The following is a 16,899-nucleotide window of genomic DNA, read 5'->3' as shown; positions in this document are numbered from 1 at the left end:
CTTTGATGTTGGTAGATAGTTATGGAAGAGTGATAGATTATTTAAGAATTTCAGTAACACAAAGATGTAATTTTCGTTGCCTTTATTGTATGCCAAAAACTCCATTTGAATGGAGTGCTAAGGAAAATCTTTTATCATTTGAAGAACTTTTTATGTTTGTTAAAGTTTGCATTGATGAAGGGGTTAAGAAAATTCGTATTACAGGCGGTGAGCCTTTAGTAAGAAAAGATTTGCATAAATTTATTGCTATGATTAGTGAGTATAAGCAGGATATAGACTTAGCACTTACTACTAATGCTTCTTTGTTAAAACAACAAGCAAAAGATTTAAGACAGGCAGGTTTAAAAAGAATTAATATCTCTTTAGATACCTTAAAAGAAGAAGTGGCTTTTAAGTTAGCCCAAAAAAATATACTTAAAGATGTATTAAATGGTATTAATGAGGCTTTAGAATTAGGCTTTAATATTAAATTTAACACCGTAGCTCTTAAAGGGATTAATGATAGTGAATTTATCGATCTTTTAGAATTTGCCAAAGCACGCAAAAGCCAAATTCGCTTTATAGAATTTATGGAAAATTATCATGCTTATGGGGATTTAAAAGGCTTAAAATCAGCAGAAATTTTAAATATTATTGCTCAAAAATATTCTTTTAAAGAAGGACAAAAAACCCCTAACGCGCCTGCGACTATTTATGAGCTTGAAGATGGGTATGAGTTTGGCATTATTGATCCACATAGCCATGATTTTTGTGATAGTTGTAACCGTATAAGACTTTCAGCTGAAGGGCTTTTAATACCTTGTTTATATTATGATGAAGCTTTAAGCATTAAAAAGGCTATACGTAATAAAGACATAGCAGGTGCTTGTGAGGTTTTAAAAACCGTGATAAAAAATAAATCAGAAAAAAATAGATGGGCAGAAAATGAAGCCAATCAAAGTTCTACAAGAGCCTTTTATCAAACAGGTGGATAATGGAAGTTGTTGAAACTTTTTTAAGCTTGCAAGGTGAGGGAAAATATAGCGGAAATTTGGCTGTTTTTGTTAGATTTGCCGGGTGCAATTTTAATTGTATTGGCTTTGGGGTGAAAAAAGAACAAAACTCTAAAATACTTTTAGGGTGTGATACCATTAGAGCGGTTTTTACTCAAGAATTTAAAGCTTGTTATCAATCATATAAAGCAAAAGAACTTTTTGATGAGGTTGTAAAACTCGCAAATTCACACAAAGCTATGGTTGTTATTACAGGTGGTGAGCCTTTATTAAATTATCAAAATAAAGATTTTTTGTGTTTTATTAATTTGCTTTTAGAAAATGATTTTAAAGTGCATTTTGAAACCAATGCAAGTATTGAAATTGATTTTGAAAAATATCCTTTGTATAAAAAATGTTATTTTGCTTTGGGTGTAAAGCTTAGTAATAGTGGGGTTAAAAAAGAAAAAAGGATTAATGAAAAAGCTTTGAAAGCTTTTAAATGTTATGCTAAAGATAGTTTTTATAAATTTGTTTTGGATAAGGATTTTTTACAAGAAAATAAAGCCTTAGGCGAAATTAATGAAATTTTACAAGTTTGTAAAAATGATGTTTTTTGTATGCCTATGGGGTCAAATGAAGAAGAAATTTCCAAAAACGCCTTAAGTGTTGCTGAATTTTGTATAAAAAATGGATATAATTACTCCGATAGATTGCATATTAGAATTTGGGGAGATAAAGAAGGCGTATGATTATTAGAAAAATATTTGAATTTGAAAATGCTCATATTGTTAGATTTTGTAGCTCCAAGCGATGTAAAACAAGCATACATGGCCACTCTTATAAGGTAGAAATTTTACTTGAGAGTAAATACCTTGATAATGCGGGAATGGTATATGATTTTGGTTTGTTAAAAGATGAAATAAAACAAATTATTGATAGTTTTGACCATGCTATTACGCTTTTTAAAGATGATGATAAAGTTTATTTAGAAGATATGAAAAAACACTCACAAAGATGGGTAAGTTTACCTGTGAATGTAAGTGCAGAAAATTTTGTACGCATATTTTTTGTACTGATAGATACTTTGCTTTTAAAGACTAAGATGGTCAATGGCGAGCAAGGTGTTAGTTTAAAAAGTATTATTGTGCATGAAACAAGAACAGGCTATGCACAAGGTTTTAGAGAAGATGCTTATAGTGAGTTTTTACCAAAGATAAATTTGGCAGATATTGAATTTTCACAAGCTATAAGCGATGAATGGAAAGATAAAGATTTTTTTAAAAAACTTCAAGATGCAAATTTTGTTTTTATTAATCAAAAGGAGGTGTAATGAAAAAGATTTTATTGATTGTATTATTATTGTTTTTTATTGCTTGCTCAAGTCAAGAAGATACAAACGTAAAAAAAGAGGTGCAGACTGAGCAAGTTCAAATTGAGCAAAGTGATTCTAATGTGATTATAGATGATGATACGCTTCCTATACCTGTAGATGATGATATCAAAGATGAAAATAACACACAAGGACAGTGATGGATCAAAGTTATGAGTTTTTTTTAGCATTGCATGTATATAGTTTATACGCAAATGGCTTTTTAATGTTGTTTTATTTGTATTTAACTCAAAGTAGTTTTTCGCAAGAGTTTATTTTTATAAAAAGAATTCGCCTATTTTTGCCAATTTATTATTTATTTTTAGCAATTACACTTTTTACAGGAAGTTTGCTTTGGGCTTTAAAGCATTTTGAGCTAAATTTATACATGCTTTCTATGTGGTTTTGTTGGATTTTTATCTTTGCCTTGGCTATTTATCAATTTGTTTTATTTAAAAAAGCAAGATTGTTCAAACGTTATGCTAAATTTAGATTTTTAAGCTTTTTTATTTTGTGTTTAGGTATATTCTTACTTTTTGTGCCTTATTTGCTTCAAAGGTTTTATTTTTAATGCGATTTTTGTATCACCCACAAAGCGGTGCTTTAAATTTAGAGTTAGAAAATGAAGCTTTCTTGCATTTAAAAGCTAGAAGAATTAAAGTAGGCGATAAAATCATATTAAAAAATTTAAAAGATTTTTTTGCTTATACTTATGAATGCATAGAGTTTTCTAGACGCTCATGTGTATTAAATTTACTTGATAAAAAAGAAGAAAAACAAGAATTAAAAACGCATTTACACCTAGCTTTAGCGGTGATTGATCCAAAGATTATAGAAAAAACCTTACCTTTTTTAAATGAACTTGGAGTAGCTAAGCTTTCTTTTGTGTATATGGATTATTCACAAAAGAATTTTAAATTAGATTTTAAAAGAATGGAAAAGATTCTTATAGAATCATCCCAGCAATGCGGTCGTGCCTCTTTAATGGAGCTTGAAAGCTTTGATGATTTTAAAAAATTTCAGCAAGCTTATGAAAATATTGTTTTAATAGACTTTGAAGGTGAAGATTTGATGAGATTTGAACCTAGTAAACATGTATTTTTAATTGGAGCTGAAGGTGGATTTTCGCAAAAAGAAAGAGAGGAGAATGTAAAAAAAGCAAAATTACAGGCTGGTTTTATACTTAAAGCGCAAACAGCTTTAATAGGGGTTGCTTCAAAATTCATAATTTAAAAACATGCTTAAATTTAGCTATTTTTTATATAAAAATTTATATAATTACGCCTTAATGTTTTGAAAAAGGATAAACAATGAAAAAAGAAATTCACCCAGAATATGTAGAATGCAAAGTTAATTGTGCTTGTGGAAATTCTTTTACTACTAAGTCAAATAAACCAGAAATTAAAGTTGATATTTGCTCAAGCTGCCATCCATTTTTTACGGGTAGTGAAAAAATCGTAGATGCTGCGGGTCGTGTAGAGAAATTTAAGAAAAAATACGCAATGCAATAATGTTATATTTTATTCCTACGCCCATAGGAAATTTAAACGATATTTCTTTTCATTCTTTAGAAATTTTACAAAAATGCAAACTCTTTTTATGCGAAGATACGAGAGTTTGCAAATCCTTAGTTCATCTCCTTAATGAAAAATTTAATTTAGAAATAAAACCTGATAAATATCTAGCCTTACATACCCATAATGAAAAAGATTTTTTAGCAAAAATAGATGATGATTTTTTTAAACAAGATATTGCATATTTGAGTGATGCGGGTATGCCAGGTATTAGCGATCCGGGGCAATTTTTAATTGAATATGCCATTAAAAATAATATTGATTATGAAGTCTTGGCAGGGTCAAATGCTGCTTTACTTGCATTAGTTTCAAGTGCATTTTGTAAAAAAGAATTTATTTTTATGGGTTTTTTGGCTAATAAAAATCCTCAAAGACAAAAAGATATTGAAAATTTAATGCTTAATCCTTATCCTAGTATAGTCTATGAAGCACCTACTAGAATACTTAATTTAGTAGAAGAAATTAGTAAAATTGATCCTTTAAGAGAAATTTTTATCATAAAAGAAGCAACAAAGAAATTTGAAGCCAAATTTAGAGCAAATGCCTTAGAAGCTTTAGAAAAATTAAAAACAATGGACTTGCGTGGTGAATGGTGTGTAGTCGTAAGTGCTAAAGAAAAGCAATTTCACCAAAATACCTTGTGTGAGCAAGATATTTATGAACTTGATTTGCCTTTAAAAACAAAGGCAAAGCTTCTTTCAAAAATCAATGCGAAATCTCCAAAAGAAAATTATCAAAAACTGCTTTTAAGTTGAATTTGGTTATTATTTAAAAATGATAGTTTATGGTAAGCAAGTGTTTTTTTATATCTTAGAAAAACACAAAGAAAAAATTAAAGAAATTTATTTAGCAAAAGAATGTGAAAAAGCTGATTTTTCAAAAATAGCAAAGGCATCAAAAAAAATTAAAAAACTTGATTTTAAGGCCGCGCAAAGTTTGGCAAGAGGTGGAAATCATCAAGGTTTTTTAATGGAAATTGATGATTTTGAATTTAGCTCTTTTGAGAGTTTAAAAGAAAAAGATTTTATAGTTATTTTATATAATATTAGCGATGTTGGAAATATAGGCGCTATCGTGCGTAGTGCTTATGCTTTGGGTGCTGATGGGATTATTTTGGTAGCTAAAAATGTAGCTATAGATGGAGTTATTCGTGCAAGTAGTGGCGCGGCTTTAGATATGAAAATAGTTTTAAATGATGATATTTTAAGCATGATAAATGAATTAAAACAAAAAGGTTTTTATATCTATGCTAGTGCAAGCGGAGGTAGTGATATACATACTATCAAGGCCAAAAATAAAAAAGTTTTGATTATGGGAAGTGAGGGTTTTGGTATAGCACCAAAGGTGCTTAAAAAATGTGATGAATGTGTAGGGATAAAAATGCACAATGATTTTGATAGTTTAAATGTTAGTGCAGCATTTGCAATACTTTGCGATAGGATGAAAAATGGATAGTTGGAAAAAATTAGAAGATTTAAATTTATTAGAAGTTCAAAAAAGAACACAAATAGAAATAACTTGTCTTGAATATATTATTAAAAAAGATTTTAAGTCTTTATCTCGTTTTAATATAAATGGTTTTATCAAAATTTTACAAAGAGAATATGAGCTTGATTTTTCTAGCTTTTTAGAAGAATATCATGCCTATTTAGAAGAAAATGGTATTGAGAAAAAAAATCATGTGCATATTGCTCCTAGAATGAACTCATATACCAAAGAAAGCTCAAGTGTATGGTATATTGTGATTATAGTAATAGTGCTTTTGATAGTGGCTTTAGCTTGGGGTGTTTCAAGATTTTTCCAAAGTTCCACACTAGATGAAAATACTACTAATGTGCTAAATCAAGAACAAATTATCTTAGAAGAAAAAGTTGATGAGAATGAAACTCCGGTTCTTAATTTTTTTGCTGATGAAACCACAGAAAACAATGAAACAAATACAAGTGCTATTTTAGAACCAATAGATGAGAGTAATAATACTATAGAAGAAACATTAGAGGGTAATACTAGTTTAAATATGCCTGAAGAAAATATGGTTTTGCTTAAAGAAAGTATTATAAAACCAAGCGCTGAGCTTTGGCTTGGTATGGTGGATTTAAAAACTTTTAGAAAAAGTTCTTTGACTATTAAAAATGATTATATTTTATCTTTAGATAAAGATATGCTTATTACTACAGGTCATGCTGCTTTTAGTTTAAATGATGAGAATAATAATACTTTAGAGTTTAAAAATGGCGTGTCTAAGTTTTTAATGATTAAAGATGGTAAAATCAAACAAATTACAAAAGCTGAGTTTATAAAAGAAAATAGAGGAAAATTATGGTAAGGATTTTAATATTTTCCATTTTTTTTGCTCTTAATGCTTTTGCGCTAAGTGCTTTAGAAGTTGCTAAGCATATTGTTAATGATAATTCTAAAGATGCACAATTGGAACTTTTGTTTGCAAGAAATGATTATAAAGATGAGCGCGGAAACGTAGATATTTACACTATTTCTCAAATTTTAAAAACCAATTCTTTGGCAAATTTTATATTAAATGAGCCAAAAACTTTAACTTTTAGTTTTAAAGCCCGAGCTGATTCTGTTTTGTTTTTTAAAACAATCAATGATACTTTAAATGAACTAGGTTATATTTATTTTATACCAACTGAATTAACTTTAAGGGAAAACTATATCACATATAAGTTAGCTGTAGATTCTCAGTATATGCTTGATCCAGGAGTTTTTTATAAGGCTTTGTTGGGTAGTTCTGTTTTTATTAAAGATATTTATAAAATTTCAGAGTTAAATTATGAATATGAGCTAGATTTTTCAAAAGCAAAACCTAAAGTCAATACTCAAATTCCATTAAATACTATTACTCAATTAAACAAACCTTTAAGAGAATATATTATTGATTTGCAAGGTGCAAAAAGTATGGAGCTTAGTGCGCACAATCTTGATTCTTGGTTTTGCAAAATTCAATTTTTAGATAAAAACTTGAATTTTATACAAGGTGTAGAAAATACACATAAGCAAAATGAAGTAAATGTAAATATACCATTGGGCGCAAAATATGCTATTATAGGAGATATGTTTAGCCTTGATAATATAAAAAGGGGTTTAAAAATTTACTTAAGACGCTAAAAAGGACGGACGATGTTTGAAGAAATTCATTTTAATACCATAGAAAGACTTCCAAATTATGTTTTTGCTGAAGTTAATGCGATTAAAATGGCAGCAAGAAGAGCAGGGGAGGATATAATAGATTTTTCTATGGGAAATCCTGATGGCAAAACTCCTCAACATATTATAGACAAGCTTTGCGAAAGTGCAAATAAAGACAAAACTTCAGGGTATTCTGCTTCGAGTGGAATTTATAAACTAAGACTTGCAATTTGTAATTGGTATAAAAGAAAATATGATGTTGATTTAGATCCTGAAAGTGAAGTAGTTGCAACGATGGGCTCTAAAGAAGGCTTTGTAAATTTAGCAAGAGCTGTTATTAACCCAGGAGATGTAGCTATTGTGCCTACGCCTGCTTATCCTATACATACTCAAGCTTTTATCATAGCAGGTGGTAATGTAGCAACTATGAATTTTGATTTTAATGAAAATTATGAATTAAACGAAAATACTTTTTTTGAAAATTTACAAAAAACACTGCATGAAAGTATTCCGCGTCCAAAATATGTAGTGGTAAATTTTCCGCATAATCCTACAACAGTTACAGTGGAAAAAAGTTTTTATGAGAGATTGGTTGCTATGGCAAAAAAAGAAAGATTTTATATTATTTCTGATATTGCTTATGCGGACTTAACTTTTGGCTCTTATAAAACTCCTTCGATTTTTGAAGTTGAAGGTGCTAAAGATGTAGCAGTAGAAACCTATACACTTTCAAAATCTTACAACATGGCAGGTTGGCGTGTAGGTTTTGTGGTAGGTAATAAACGCTTAATTGCGGCTTTGAAAAAGATCAAATCTTGGTTTGATTATGGTATGTATACGCCTATACAAGTTGCTGCTACTGTAGCTTTAGATGGGGATCAAACTTGTGTTGAAGAGATTAAGGCAACTTATGCAAAAAGATTGGAAGTCTTACTAGAATCATTTTACCAAGCAGGATGGGAATTAAAAAAGCCTAATGCAAGTATGTTTGTTTGGGCAAAACTCCCTCAAAGCAAGGCTCATCTTGGTAGTATGGAATTTTCTAAGCAGCTTTTACAAAAAGCAAATGTAGCAGTAAGTCCTGGAGTTGGCTTTGGTGAAGCGGGTAATGAGTATGTTAGAATAGCTTTAATAGAAAATGAAAACCGTATTCGTCAAGCAGCAAGAAATATCAAAAAATACTTAAGAGAATAAAATGAAAATAGCGATTTTAGGCTATGGCACGGTAGGAAGTGCTGTTGTAGAAACTTTGTTAAAAAATCAAGATTTAATTAAAGCAAGATGTGATGAAGAAATTATTCCGGTAATTGCTTTAGCAAGAAGTGCAAAACCAAATGCATTGATTCCTGTGGTTAATGATATTGATGAGGTTTTAGAGTGTGAAGATATTGATGTATTTGTGGAGTTAATGGGTGGTATTGATTTACCTTTTGAAATAATTTCAAAAATTTTAAAAAGAAAAAAATCAGTAGTAACTGCTAATAAAGCTTTACTTGCTTATCATCGTTATGAGCTTGAAAAATTAGCACAAGATACAGCTTTTGGTTATGAGGCAAGTGTAGCGGGTGGAATTCCTATTATTAAAATTTTAAAAGAGGGTTTGAGTGCCAATAATATCGTTTCTATCAAAGGCATTTTAAATGGCACAAGTAATTATATTTTAAGCAAGATGGCAGAAGATAATGCCAAATTTCAAGAGGTATTAAAAAAAGCCCAAGATTTAGGATATGCTGAAGCTGATCCTACTTTTGATATAGAAGGATTTGATGCTGCGCACAAGCTTTTAATTTTAGCAAATATTGCTTATGGACTAAGAGTAAAACCTGAGGATATCTTGATTGAGGGTATTAGCAAGGTAAGCGATGAGGATATTTATTTCGCAAAGGAATTTGAGTACACCATAAAACATTTAGGTATTGCTAAAATAAAAGATGAAAAAATAGAATTAAGGGTTCATCCTGTTATGTTAAATAAAGATAAAATGTTAGCAAAAGTTGATGGAGTGATGAATGCTATCAGTATAGATGGGGATATTTTGGGCGAAAGTTTATACTATGGTCCAGGAGCAGGTGGTAAGGCAACTGCAAGTGCTGTTGTAGCAGATTTAATTGATATAGCAAGAAAAGAAAAAAATAGTGCTATTTTTGGATATTTAAACGATACTTCTTATAAGCTTTTAAATAAGGATGAAATTTATACAAGATACTATCTAAGATTAAAGGTATTAGATAAAATAGGGGTTTTATCAAAAATTACGCAATTAATGAGCGAACATCAAATTTCAATCGATACTTTTTTGCAAAAGCCAAAAAAAGAAAAGCAAGATTGTAGTACTTTATTTTTTATTACTCATCAAACTTATGAAAAAAATATACAAATTTTAACTCAAAAACTTAAAGAACAAGAATTTGTTAAAGATGATGTTTTTATGATGAGAATAGAAGATTAAATGGCTTTATCACAGTATCTTTTTGGTATAAAAGGTGAAGATATAGCATGTGAATATCTTAAAAATAAAGATTTTGAAATTTTAGAAAGAAATTTTCATTCTAAATTTGGAGAAATTGATATTATTGCTAAAAAAGATAAAATTTTACATTTTATTGAAGTTAAAAGTACACAAGGAAATTATGAAGTAGCCTATAGACTAGATGGCAAAAAATTTAACAAAATTATTAAAACCATAGAGTATTACTTTATGAAACACAAAAGTAATGAAAATTTTCAATTAGATTTACTTTGCGTGTATAAAGATGATATAAAACTTTTAGAAAACATTAGTTATTAAGAGAATGTTTATTTTAATCTAATAAAATCTTAAAAAATTAAAGGAGATAACATGGGAAAATATATTGATTTAACTGCAGAAAATTTTGCACAAGCAAAAGAAGGCGTAGCTTTAGTAGATTTTTGGGCTCCATGGTGCGGACCTTGTAGAATGCTTGCACCGGTAATTGATGAGCTTGCAAACGATTTTGATGGCAAGGCTAAAATTTGCAAAGTAAATACAGAAGAGCAAGGTGATTTAGCTGCGCAATTTGGTGTAAGATCTATTCCAACTATCTTTTTCTTTAAAGATGGTGAAGTGGTTGATCAATTGGTTGGTGCTCAATCAAAACAAGTTTTAGCAGATAAACTAAACTCACTTTTATAATCTCAAGCCACTTTTAGTGGCTTTTCTTCATATTTTTTACTATTTAATAATTTTTATTATTTATAATTAAAGAAAAATTTGTATAATATCTCTGAAATAAATCACAAGGAAAACAATGATGTTAGATTTAGCTATTATAGGCGGTGGCCCTGCTGGTTTAAGTGCGGGATTATATGCTACTAGAGGCGGATTAAAAAATGTTGTAATGTTTGAAAAAGGTACACCAGGTGGGCAAATAACTTCAAGTTCAGAAATTGAAAATTATCCTGGAGTTGCACAAGTTTTAGATGGAATTTCTTTTATGGCTCCATGGAATGAGCAATGTATGCGTTTTGGTTTAAAACATGAAATGATAGGTGTAGAACAAATTAGCAAAAATACTGATGGTAGTTTTAATATTAAATTAGAAAATGGTAAAGTCGAACAAGCAAAGGCTGTTATTGTTTGTACAGGTTCTACTCCACGTCGTGCAGGTTTTAAAGGCGAGGATGAATTTTTTGGCAAAGGTGTAAGTACTTGTGCAACTTGCGATGGATTTTTTTATAAAAATAAAGAAGTAGCTGTTTTAGGTGGAGGAGATACAGCCTTAGAAGAGGCATTGTATCTAGCTAATATTTGCTCAAAAGTATATTTAATCCATAGAAGAGATGAGTTTAGAGCAGCGCCTTCAACGGTAGAAAAAGTAAGAAATAATGATAAAATAGAATTAATCACAAATGCAGTAGTTGATGAGGTTTGTGGTGATAATATGGGTGTTAATAAGGTAAAAATAGCATTTAATGATGGATCTAAAAGAGATCTTGATGTACCTGGAATTTTTACCTTTGTTGGATTGAACGTGAGAAATGAAATCTTAAAACAAGAAAATGGTGAGTTTTTATGTGCTATGGAAGAAGGTGGTCAAGTGGGTGTTGATCTTAAAATGCAAACTAATATAGCAGGGTTGTTTGCAGCAGGTGATTTAAGAAAAGATGCTCCAAAACAAGTAATATGTGCAGCAGGCGATGGAGCAGTCGCAGCACTTAGTGCTTTAGCATATATTGAAAACTTGCATTAATCTTCACATAAATTTCACAAAAATTAATTAAGATTCTCCTATAAAAAATCAAGGAGAATCTAAAATGAAAAAAATACTAATTCTAAGTACAACTTTAGCACTAATGGCTAGTGCAAATATTACACAACAAAATACTAATTCATATCAACAAAATATGCCTCATATGCCTCAGCATAATCCTTATGCGCAAAATTATTATGGGCTTTCTAAACCTATTATGGATAAAATTCAAAGTTCTTTTCCTGGAGCTTTTATTGTAGATGTGGATTGGGAAGAATTTGGTTATGAAATTAAACTAAGTAATAATATGGAAATGTTTTTTGATAGAAATGGAAATTTTTTAGGGCAAAAATGGGATGATTAATTAAAAGCGTTATTTGCTTTTAAATAAATAAACGCTACAATTTTCCAAATTCTAAAAAGGCAGATTTAAAATGATTAATATTGGAATCCATGGAAGTAATGGGCGTATGGGTACTCAAATAAGACTTTGCCTAGAAGATGATGAGCAGGCAAAGGCTAGTGCGTTTTTTGATCAAGGATCAAATTACGAAGATTTTTTTAATAAATGTGATGTAATTATTGATTTTTCTACTCCAAAGGGTTGTGAGGATTTGCTTTTATATGCAAGAAGTAATCCCAAGCCTTTGGTGATAGGTACTACAGGTTTGGATGCTAAGCAAAATGAGTTAATGCAAAGTGCAAGTATTACTATGCCTATTCTTTATGCAACTAATATGTCTTTGGGTGTGGCGATTTTAAAAAAGCTTTCTTATTTAGCTAGTGAGGCTTTGAGAGATTTTGATATAGAAATACTTGAAATGCACCATAATAAGAAAAAAGATGCTCCAAGTGGTACCGCAATGACTTTAGCACAAAATGTTGCTAAGGCTAGAAATTTAGACTTAGAAAAGGTCAGAGTAAGCGGTAGAGATGGGATTATTGGACAAAGAAGTAAAGATGAAATCGCGGTGATGAGTTTAAGAGGCGGTGATATAGTAGGTTCACATAGGGTTGGTTTTTACAATGAAGGTGAATTTATAGAATTAAATCATACGGCTACTTCAAGAGCTACTTTTGCAAAAGGTGCGATAAAATGTGCAAAATGGTTAGCTTCTCAAGAAAATGGCTTATATGATATAGATGATTGTTTAGGAATTTAAATGTGTGCAGTAGTTGGAGTAATTAATTCAAAAAATGCAAGTACAGTGGCTTATTATGCTTTATTTGCTATGCAACATCGCGGGCAAGAGGCAAGTGGGATTAGCGTAAGTGATGGTTTGAGTATCAAAACACACAAAGCTAAAGGTGAAGTAGGGCAAATTTTTAATACACAAATTCTAGCAGGATTAAAAGGCGAGATAGCTATAGGACATAATCGTTATTCTACTGCAGGAAATTCTTCTTTGCATGATGCCCAACCTGTTGCAGCTACTTGTTCTTTGGGTGATATTTCTTTAGTGCATAATGGAAATTTGATTAATAAAGAAGAAGTTAGAAAAGAATTGATTAACAATGGGGCTATTTTTCATTCTAATATGGATACAGAAAATGTGGTACATTTAATAGCAAAAAGCAAAAAAGAAACTTTAAAAGATAGATTTATAGAAAGCTTGACTCAAAGCAAGGGAGCGTATTGCTTTATGCTTGCTAGTAAAAATCAACTTTTTGTAGTAAGAGATCCTTATGGGGTTAGACCTTTATCTTTGGGTAGATTAAAAGATGGTGGGTATATTGTAGCGAGTGAAACTTGCGCTTTTGATTTGATAGAGGCTGAATTTATCCGCGATGTAAAACCAGGCGAGATGTTGATTTTTACTCAAGGTAGTTATGAGTTTGAAAGCATTCAAGTATTTGATAAGACAGACCCAAGAATTTGTGCATTTGAGTATATTTATTTTGCTAGACCTGATAGTATTATAGAAGGTAAAAGCGTATATGAAGTGCGTAAAAAAATGGGTGAAGCCTTGGCTAAAAAATTTAAAGAAAAAGTGGATTTTGTAGTGCCAGTTCCAGATAGTGGTGTAAGTGCTGCTATAGGTTTTGCACAATATTTAAAAATCCCACTTGAAATGGCAATAGTGAGAAATCACTATGTTGGAAGAACTTTCATAGAGCCAACTCAAGAAATGAGAAATTTGAAGGTAAAATTAAAACTCAATCCTATGAAAAAAGTCTTAGAAGGCAAAGATATAGTGGTGATTGATGATAGTGTGGTAAGAGGAACAACTTCTAAAAAAATTATTGCACTTTTAAAACAAGCAGGTGCAAGAAAAATCCATTTAGCGATTGCATGTCCAGAAATTAAATTTCCTGATATTTATGGTATAGATACACCTACCTTTGAAGAATTAATCTCAGCTAATAAAAGCGTTGAAGAGGTTAGAGAGTATACAGGTGCAGATAGCTTGACTTTTTTGGATATTAATGAACTAGTTTCAAGTATAGGCGATGAAAGAAAATACTCTTTAATTAGTTTTGATGGGGATTATTTTATTAAATAATCCTTATCTGCATTTTAATTGTTTAAATACCTTATAGCTTTGAAAATGAGGTGGTAATCCCACTTCAAATGAAAAATCTTTATAAGTATGCCCTGGTAAGTTTTTTGCAATATTGATATTATATGAAGCATCTCTTTGTTCTTGATTTGCTCTTTTTATGCTATCAAAATTTTGTTGATTAAAGATTTCACCACTTACCTCATGTTTTTTGTTATCATCAATTATCCTAAGCTCTAAAAAGCATTCAGAAATTTTAAAATTAGTATCATTAGTTACTCTACCTTTTACAATAATACTTTCTGTTGCTAAGCGTCTGTAGGTTGAAAAATTACTCAAACTTGCTTTTTTGGTATATTGATCTATAGTTAATAGTAATGAAATGGTTAAAATTAATGCTAGTATAAAACTCACTATGCAAAAAATAATCATATATTTTTTATTTTGAACTTTTAAGTAAAGCAAAACCCAAGTTAAACCTGTAGAAGCTAACATAATAACAATGATTAAAATATGAAAAAATGTAAAATATCCCATTAAAAACACTTTGAACTAATCTCAATGTCAAAATTTTGACCTTCTTTAAAATCGGAAAATTTGGTTTTTAAATTAATAGTTTGTTGTGGATTTATTGTTTTTTCTATCATGGTTGATTTGCTTCTTAGAGGTTTTATAGTATGTATTAAATTTTTAAAAGTACTATTATCATCACTTTTCTTAAAAACTTCTACTTTTAATTTGCAGTATCTAAAGCTTTTTTTAGAAGTATTTGTTAAGCTATAATCAACGCTGAGTGAGTTATCATATACAAAAAATTGAGCATTATCTAAGCTGGTTATTCTTGATCTAACTTTAGTATCAATTAAAAAATATCCTAAATAAGCGATACCTGCTGAACATAAAATTCCTAAAAAAATCACCATAAAGGCAAAAGCAGGCTTGTTTCTGATGATTAAAGCTAAAAATAAAGTGATAATGAAAAAAAATATAACCAAGGCCATTAATAAAAAATCTACTAAGTGCAAATGAGTAGTATAAAAAATCATTTGCTCTCGAATGTGTTGGGCTTTCATTATCACTTCTTTAGTTTTTAATTTGCTACTGAGCTTGTTCTTTTATTATCTTTGCTATCAACCCAAATATTTGGTACAGCTCCACCAGGTGTTAAGAAAATTTTGGCATCTTTATTAACCTTAAGTGCTTCGTTAAACTGCTTTTGAGTTTCAATTTGTTTTAAATCAAGCAAAGGGTTATTTAAACTTTTTGCTATTTCTCTATTTGAATACGCTTGTGCATCAGCTTCTATTTTAACCGCACTTGCTCTACCTTTAGCACTAATTATGGTTGCATTTGCTTCCCCTTCAGCTAAAGCTGCTTTTTTAAGTGCTTCTTGATTAGCTCTTTCTACTTCGTATTTGGTTCTTTCAGCTTCTTGTTTAGCAATTTGTACTCTTTCAATTTGCTCTTTTACTTTTATAGGCAAGATAATCTCTCTAAGTTGAACTGCTTGAAGCTCAGCAGGTTCATTTGGTTGACTTTCTATGGTTTTTCTAATGCCTTGATCAATTTGCACTGCTATGGTGTTACGATTGGTTGGAAGCTCTTCTGCAGTATATTGACCTACCACATTTCTTACTACATCTCTTACAACTGGGTCAATGATTTTATTTTCCCAATTAAGCCCCCAAGTAGCTATGGTTTGAGGAACCTGTAAAGGATTTAATCTATATTGAACAGTTACATCAATAGACACAGGCAAACCTCTTGAATCAAGCACCGAAATACTATTTTTATTTACAACCCCTGAACCTATTTGTAAATTTTCATTTACGCCTTCAATAGAAGCATAATTAATTTGTCTTACTCTAGTATCTACTATAGTGATTTTTTGTAATACTGGCATAAAAAAATGAAGTCCTGGTTCAAGCGGAGTAGGGCTGTATTTACCCGTGGTAGACTTGATTCCCATTTCCCCTGAATTAACTATTGCAAAAGGTTTAAAAAGCGCAAAGACTAAAACAATTGCAATCGCGCTATAAATTAATGGAGAAAATTTTCCAAAACCTTTGAAATTAAATTCTGGGGCTTTGAAATTTAAATTTTGCTTATTGTTGTTTTGATTGTTTTTTTTATTAAAATAATCATTCAAATCAGCTGGCATTTAGTTCCTTTGTTAAATATAAGTTAGCATAGAAGCGTATTTTTCATTGCGTCCATAAACTATATCAAAATACGCATTTTGGAGCTTTGTTGTTAGCTCGCCTCTTTTTCCATTTCCTATAATTCTTGCATCAATATTATTTATTGGAGTTATTTCTGCTGCAGTTCCTGTGAAAAATGCTTCATCAGCCACATAAACTTCATCTCTTGAAATTCTTTGGCGCACTACGCTTATGCCCAAATCATGTGCAATTTTTAAAACAGTATCTTGGGTAATACTTTTTAATGAAAAATCATTTGGCGGGGTGATTAATTTCCCGTCTTTAACCATAAAAAAGCACTCGCCTGTCCCTTCTGCTACAAAACCTTCTTCATCAAGCATTAAAGCTTCTTCATATCCTGCTTCTATAGCTTCATATTTAGCCATTTGAGAATTTAAATAATTTGCACTTGCTTTGGCTTTGCCTAGGCTAGATTTTACGCTATTTCTAGCAAAAGAAGAAATTTTAACCTTAATACCTTTTTCTAAGCCTTCTTCGCCCAAATAAGCACCCCATTCCCAAGCGGCAATAGCTACTCTAACAGGAGCTTTAGCATGATAAACTCCCATAGTTCCATCACCCAAAAAGATCAATGGGCGCAAATAAGTGTTATTTTGAAAATCATTTGCTCTTAAAAGTTCAACTTGTGCATTTTCAAGTTCTTCTTGAGAAAAAGGTGAGTTGATTAAAGTGATTTTTGCAGACTCTAAAAGTCTTTTGGTATGTTCTTTTAATCTAAAAATTGCTAAACCATTTTGTGTTTTATAAGCTCTTGTTCCTTCAAAAACTGCATTTGCATAATGTAATGAATGTGTTAAAACATGAATTTTTGCATCATCAAAATCAATGATTTTTCCATCCATCCAAATTTTTTTTGCCCTAATCATGAATAAGCCTTTATTGAAAATAAAACTAATTTTAT

23 protein-coding genes are annotated in these 16,899 nt (G+C 30.4%); 19 read left to right on the top strand and 4 right to left on the bottom strand.

Features of this window, described 5'->3' with window-relative positions; genetic code table 11:
- Window positions 1-5: 5 nt before the first annotated feature.
- From moaA to purF, 19 genes are all read left to right on the top strand, one after another.
- Window positions 6-974, top strand: coding sequence for a GTP 3',8-cyclase MoaA (gene moaA, locus L8X36_RS03305; RefSeq protein WP_263682480.1), 969 nt, complete (start codon window positions 6-8; stop codon window positions 972-974).
- A complete protein-coding gene (locus L8X36_RS03300; protein ID WP_263682479.1) occupies window positions 974-1,723 on the top strand; it encodes a 7-carboxy-7-deazaguanine synthase QueE in 750 nt (249 codons plus the stop codon). The genes moaA and L8X36_RS03300 overlap by 1 nt, the downstream gene beginning before the upstream one ends.
- Window positions 1,720-2,304, top strand: a complete 585-nt coding sequence (locus tag L8X36_RS03295) for a 6-pyruvoyl trahydropterin synthase family protein (protein ID WP_263682478.1) — start codon at window positions 1,720-1,722, stop codon at window positions 2,302-2,304. Before L8X36_RS03300 ends, L8X36_RS03295 begins: the two co-directional genes overlap by 4 nt.
- Window positions 2,304-2,504: a cytochrome C gene (locus L8X36_RS03290; protein WP_263682477.1), complete on the top strand. Its 201-nt coding sequence runs from the start codon at window positions 2,304-2,306 to the stop codon at window positions 2,502-2,504. Before L8X36_RS03295 ends, L8X36_RS03290 begins: the two co-directional genes overlap by 1 nt.
- Window positions 2,504-2,914, top strand: coding sequence for a hypothetical protein (locus L8X36_RS03285; protein ID WP_263679516.1), 411 nt, complete (start codon window positions 2,504-2,506; stop codon window positions 2,912-2,914). Before L8X36_RS03290 ends, L8X36_RS03285 begins: the two co-directional genes overlap by 1 nt.
- Window positions 2,914-3,576 carry a 16S rRNA (uracil(1498)-N(3))-methyltransferase gene (locus L8X36_RS03280; RefSeq protein WP_263682476.1) on the top strand — a complete coding sequence of 221 codons (663 nt, stop codon included), beginning with the start codon at window positions 2,914-2,916 and terminating at the stop codon, window positions 3,574-3,576. The genes L8X36_RS03285 and L8X36_RS03280 overlap by 1 nt, the downstream gene beginning before the upstream one ends.
- A 77-nt stretch (window positions 3,577-3,653) precedes the next feature.
- A complete protein-coding gene (gene rpmE / locus L8X36_RS03275) occupies window positions 3,654-3,854 on the top strand; it encodes a 50S ribosomal protein L31 (RefSeq protein WP_263682475.1) in 201 nt (66 codons plus the stop codon).
- Complete coding sequence (gene rsmI / locus L8X36_RS03270) at window positions 3,854-4,672, top strand: 16S rRNA (cytidine(1402)-2'-O)-methyltransferase (RefSeq protein WP_263682474.1); 819 nt, start codon at window positions 3,854-3,856, stop codon at window positions 4,670-4,672. Before rpmE ends, rsmI begins: the two co-directional genes overlap by 1 nt.
- A gap of 19 nt (window positions 4,673-4,691) precedes the next feature.
- Window positions 4,692-5,372: a 23S rRNA (guanosine(2251)-2'-O)-methyltransferase RlmB gene (rlmB, locus tag L8X36_RS03265; protein WP_263682473.1), complete on the top strand. Its 681-nt coding sequence runs from the start codon at window positions 4,692-4,694 to the stop codon at window positions 5,370-5,372.
- The gene (locus tag L8X36_RS03260; protein WP_263682472.1) at window positions 5,365-6,243 is read left to right on the top strand and encodes a hypothetical protein; all 879 of its coding nucleotides are present in this window, start codon (window positions 5,365-5,367) and stop codon (window positions 6,241-6,243) included. Before rlmB ends, L8X36_RS03260 begins: the two co-directional genes overlap by 8 nt.
- A complete protein-coding gene (locus L8X36_RS03255; protein WP_263682471.1) occupies window positions 6,237-7,043 on the top strand; it encodes a hypothetical protein in 807 nt (268 codons plus the stop codon). Before L8X36_RS03260 ends, L8X36_RS03255 begins: the two co-directional genes overlap by 7 nt.
- A gap of 12 nt (window positions 7,044-7,055) precedes the next feature.
- A complete protein-coding gene (locus L8X36_RS03250) occupies window positions 7,056-8,258 on the top strand; it encodes an LL-diaminopimelate aminotransferase (protein ID WP_263663885.1) in 1,203 nt (400 codons plus the stop codon).
- A gap of 1 nt (window position 8,259) precedes the next feature.
- On the top strand, window positions 8,260-9,513 hold the full coding sequence (locus L8X36_RS03245; RefSeq protein ID WP_263682470.1) for a homoserine dehydrogenase: 1,254 nt from the start codon (window positions 8,260-8,262) through the stop codon (window positions 9,511-9,513).
- The gene (locus L8X36_RS03240) at window positions 9,514-9,852 is read left to right on the top strand and encodes a YraN family protein (RefSeq protein ID WP_220555475.1); all 339 of its coding nucleotides are present in this window, start codon (window positions 9,514-9,516) and stop codon (window positions 9,850-9,852) included.
- 51 nt (window positions 9,853-9,903) lie between these two features.
- On the top strand, window positions 9,904-10,218 hold the full coding sequence (gene trxA, locus L8X36_RS03235; protein ID WP_012662110.1) for a thioredoxin: 315 nt from the start codon (window positions 9,904-9,906) through the stop codon (window positions 10,216-10,218).
- 118 nt (window positions 10,219-10,336) lie between these two features.
- The gene (trxB, locus tag L8X36_RS03230) at window positions 10,337-11,275 is read left to right on the top strand and encodes a thioredoxin-disulfide reductase (RefSeq protein WP_263663941.1); all 939 of its coding nucleotides are present in this window, start codon (window positions 10,337-10,339) and stop codon (window positions 11,273-11,275) included.
- A 64-nt stretch (window positions 11,276-11,339) separates the two neighbouring features.
- Window positions 11,340-11,639, top strand: a complete 300-nt coding sequence (locus tag L8X36_RS03225) for a PepSY-like domain-containing protein (protein ID WP_070255351.1) — start codon at window positions 11,340-11,342, stop codon at window positions 11,637-11,639.
- Between the two features lie 70 nt (window positions 11,640-11,709).
- Window positions 11,710-12,438 carry a 4-hydroxy-tetrahydrodipicolinate reductase gene (dapB, locus tag L8X36_RS03220; protein ID WP_263663887.1) on the top strand — a complete coding sequence of 243 codons (729 nt, stop codon included), beginning with the start codon at window positions 11,710-11,712 and terminating at the stop codon, window positions 12,436-12,438.
- Window positions 12,439-13,779: an amidophosphoribosyltransferase gene (gene purF, locus L8X36_RS03215; RefSeq protein WP_263663888.1), complete on the top strand. Its 1,341-nt coding sequence runs from the start codon at window positions 12,439-12,441 to the stop codon at window positions 13,777-13,779.
- Between the two features lie 3 nt (window positions 13,780-13,782).
- On the opposite strand, the gene L8X36_RS03210 is transcribed toward purF, so the two are convergent.
- Genes L8X36_RS03210 through ilvE form a run of 4 tightly spaced genes read right to left on the bottom strand, consistent with a single transcriptional unit; the run spans window position 13,783 to window position 16,864 of the window.
- A complete protein-coding gene (locus tag L8X36_RS03210; protein WP_263663889.1) occupies window positions 13,783-14,313 on the bottom strand; it encodes a DUF2393 domain-containing protein in 531 nt (176 codons plus the stop codon).
- On the bottom strand, window positions 14,313-14,849 hold the full coding sequence (locus tag L8X36_RS03205) for a DUF2393 domain-containing protein (protein WP_263682469.1): 537 nt from the start codon (window positions 14,847-14,849) through the stop codon (window positions 14,313-14,315). Before L8X36_RS03205 ends, L8X36_RS03210 begins: the two co-directional genes overlap by 1 nt.
- Before the next feature lie 17 nt (window positions 14,850-14,866).
- Window positions 14,867-15,937: a prohibitin family protein gene (locus tag L8X36_RS03200; RefSeq protein WP_263682468.1), complete on the bottom strand. Its 1,071-nt coding sequence runs from the start codon at window positions 15,935-15,937 to the stop codon at window positions 14,867-14,869.
- A gap of 12 nt (window positions 15,938-15,949) precedes the next feature.
- Window positions 15,950-16,864, bottom strand: a complete 915-nt coding sequence (ilvE, locus tag L8X36_RS03195; RefSeq protein WP_012662102.1) for a branched-chain-amino-acid transaminase — start codon at window positions 16,862-16,864, stop codon at window positions 15,950-15,952.
- Window positions 16,865-16,899 lie beyond the last annotated feature (35 nt).

The organism is Campylobacter sp. CNRCH_2014_0184h, assembly GCF_025772985.1.
GTDB lineage: Bacteria > Campylobacterota > Campylobacteria > Campylobacterales > Campylobacteraceae > Campylobacter_D.
This window is presented reverse-complemented; position numbering and strand designations above follow the sequence as displayed.

What these genes read in the sequence shown, in the direction of transcription:
- L8X36_RS03200 (WP_263682468.1), bottom strand. Translation starts at nt 15,937, where the DNA reads ATGCCAGCTGATTTGAATGATTATTTTAATAAAAAAAACAATCAAAAC.
- rsmI (WP_263682474.1), top strand. Translation starts at nt 3,854, where the DNA reads ATGTTATATTTTATTCCTACGCCCATAGGAAATTTAAACGATATTTCT.
- L8X36_RS03245 (WP_263682470.1), top strand. Translation starts at nt 8,260, where the DNA reads ATGAAAATAGCGATTTTAGGCTATGGCACGGTAGGAAGTGCTGTTGTA.
- rpmE (WP_263682475.1), top strand. Translation starts at nt 3,654, where the DNA reads ATGAAAAAAGAAATTCACCCAGAATATGTAGAATGCAAAGTTAATTGT.
- ilvE (WP_012662102.1), bottom strand. Translation starts at nt 16,864, where the DNA reads ATGATTAGGGCAAAAAAAATTTGGATGGATGGAAAAATCATTGATTTT.
- purF (WP_263663888.1), top strand. Translation starts at nt 12,439, where the DNA reads ATGTGTGCAGTAGTTGGAGTAATTAATTCAAAAAATGCAAGTACAGTG.
- L8X36_RS03280 (WP_263682476.1), top strand. Translation starts at nt 2,914, where the DNA reads ATGCGATTTTTGTATCACCCACAAAGCGGTGCTTTAAATTTAGAGTTA.
- L8X36_RS03225 (WP_070255351.1), top strand. Translation starts at nt 11,340, where the DNA reads ATGAAAAAAATACTAATTCTAAGTACAACTTTAGCACTAATGGCTAGT.
- L8X36_RS03260 (WP_263682472.1), top strand. Translation starts at nt 5,365, where the DNA reads ATGGATAGTTGGAAAAAATTAGAAGATTTAAATTTATTAGAAGTTCAA.
- L8X36_RS03210 (WP_263663889.1), bottom strand. Translation starts at nt 14,313, where the DNA reads ATGGGATATTTTACATTTTTTCATATTTTAATCATTGTTATTATGTTA.
- L8X36_RS03290 (WP_263682477.1), top strand. Translation starts at nt 2,304, where the DNA reads ATGAAAAAGATTTTATTGATTGTATTATTATTGTTTTTTATTGCTTGC.
- trxA (WP_012662110.1), top strand. Translation starts at nt 9,904, where the DNA reads ATGGGAAAATATATTGATTTAACTGCAGAAAATTTTGCACAAGCAAAA.
- L8X36_RS03300 (WP_263682479.1), top strand. Translation starts at nt 974, where the DNA reads ATGGAAGTTGTTGAAACTTTTTTAAGCTTGCAAGGTGAGGGAAAATAT.
- L8X36_RS03255 (WP_263682471.1), top strand. Translation starts at nt 6,237, where the DNA reads ATGGTAAGGATTTTAATATTTTCCATTTTTTTTGCTCTTAATGCTTTT.
- dapB (WP_263663887.1), top strand. Translation starts at nt 11,710, where the DNA reads ATGATTAATATTGGAATCCATGGAAGTAATGGGCGTATGGGTACTCAA.
- moaA (WP_263682480.1), top strand. Translation starts at nt 6, where the DNA reads ATGTTGGTAGATAGTTATGGAAGAGTGATAGATTATTTAAGAATTTCA.
- rlmB (WP_263682473.1), top strand. Translation starts at nt 4,692, where the DNA reads ATGATAGTTTATGGTAAGCAAGTGTTTTTTTATATCTTAGAAAAACAC.
- L8X36_RS03250 (WP_263663885.1), top strand. Translation starts at nt 7,056, where the DNA reads ATGTTTGAAGAAATTCATTTTAATACCATAGAAAGACTTCCAAATTAT.
- L8X36_RS03285 (WP_263679516.1), top strand. Translation starts at nt 2,504, where the DNA reads ATGGATCAAAGTTATGAGTTTTTTTTAGCATTGCATGTATATAGTTTA.
- L8X36_RS03240 (WP_220555475.1), top strand. Translation starts at nt 9,514, where the DNA reads ATGGCTTTATCACAGTATCTTTTTGGTATAAAAGGTGAAGATATAGCA.
- trxB (WP_263663941.1), top strand. Translation starts at nt 10,337, where the DNA reads ATGTTAGATTTAGCTATTATAGGCGGTGGCCCTGCTGGTTTAAGTGCG.
- L8X36_RS03295 (WP_263682478.1), top strand. Translation starts at nt 1,720, where the DNA reads ATGATTATTAGAAAAATATTTGAATTTGAAAATGCTCATATTGTTAGA.
- L8X36_RS03205 (WP_263682469.1), bottom strand. Translation starts at nt 14,849, where the DNA reads ATGAAAGCCCAACACATTCGAGAGCAAATGATTTTTTATACTACTCAT.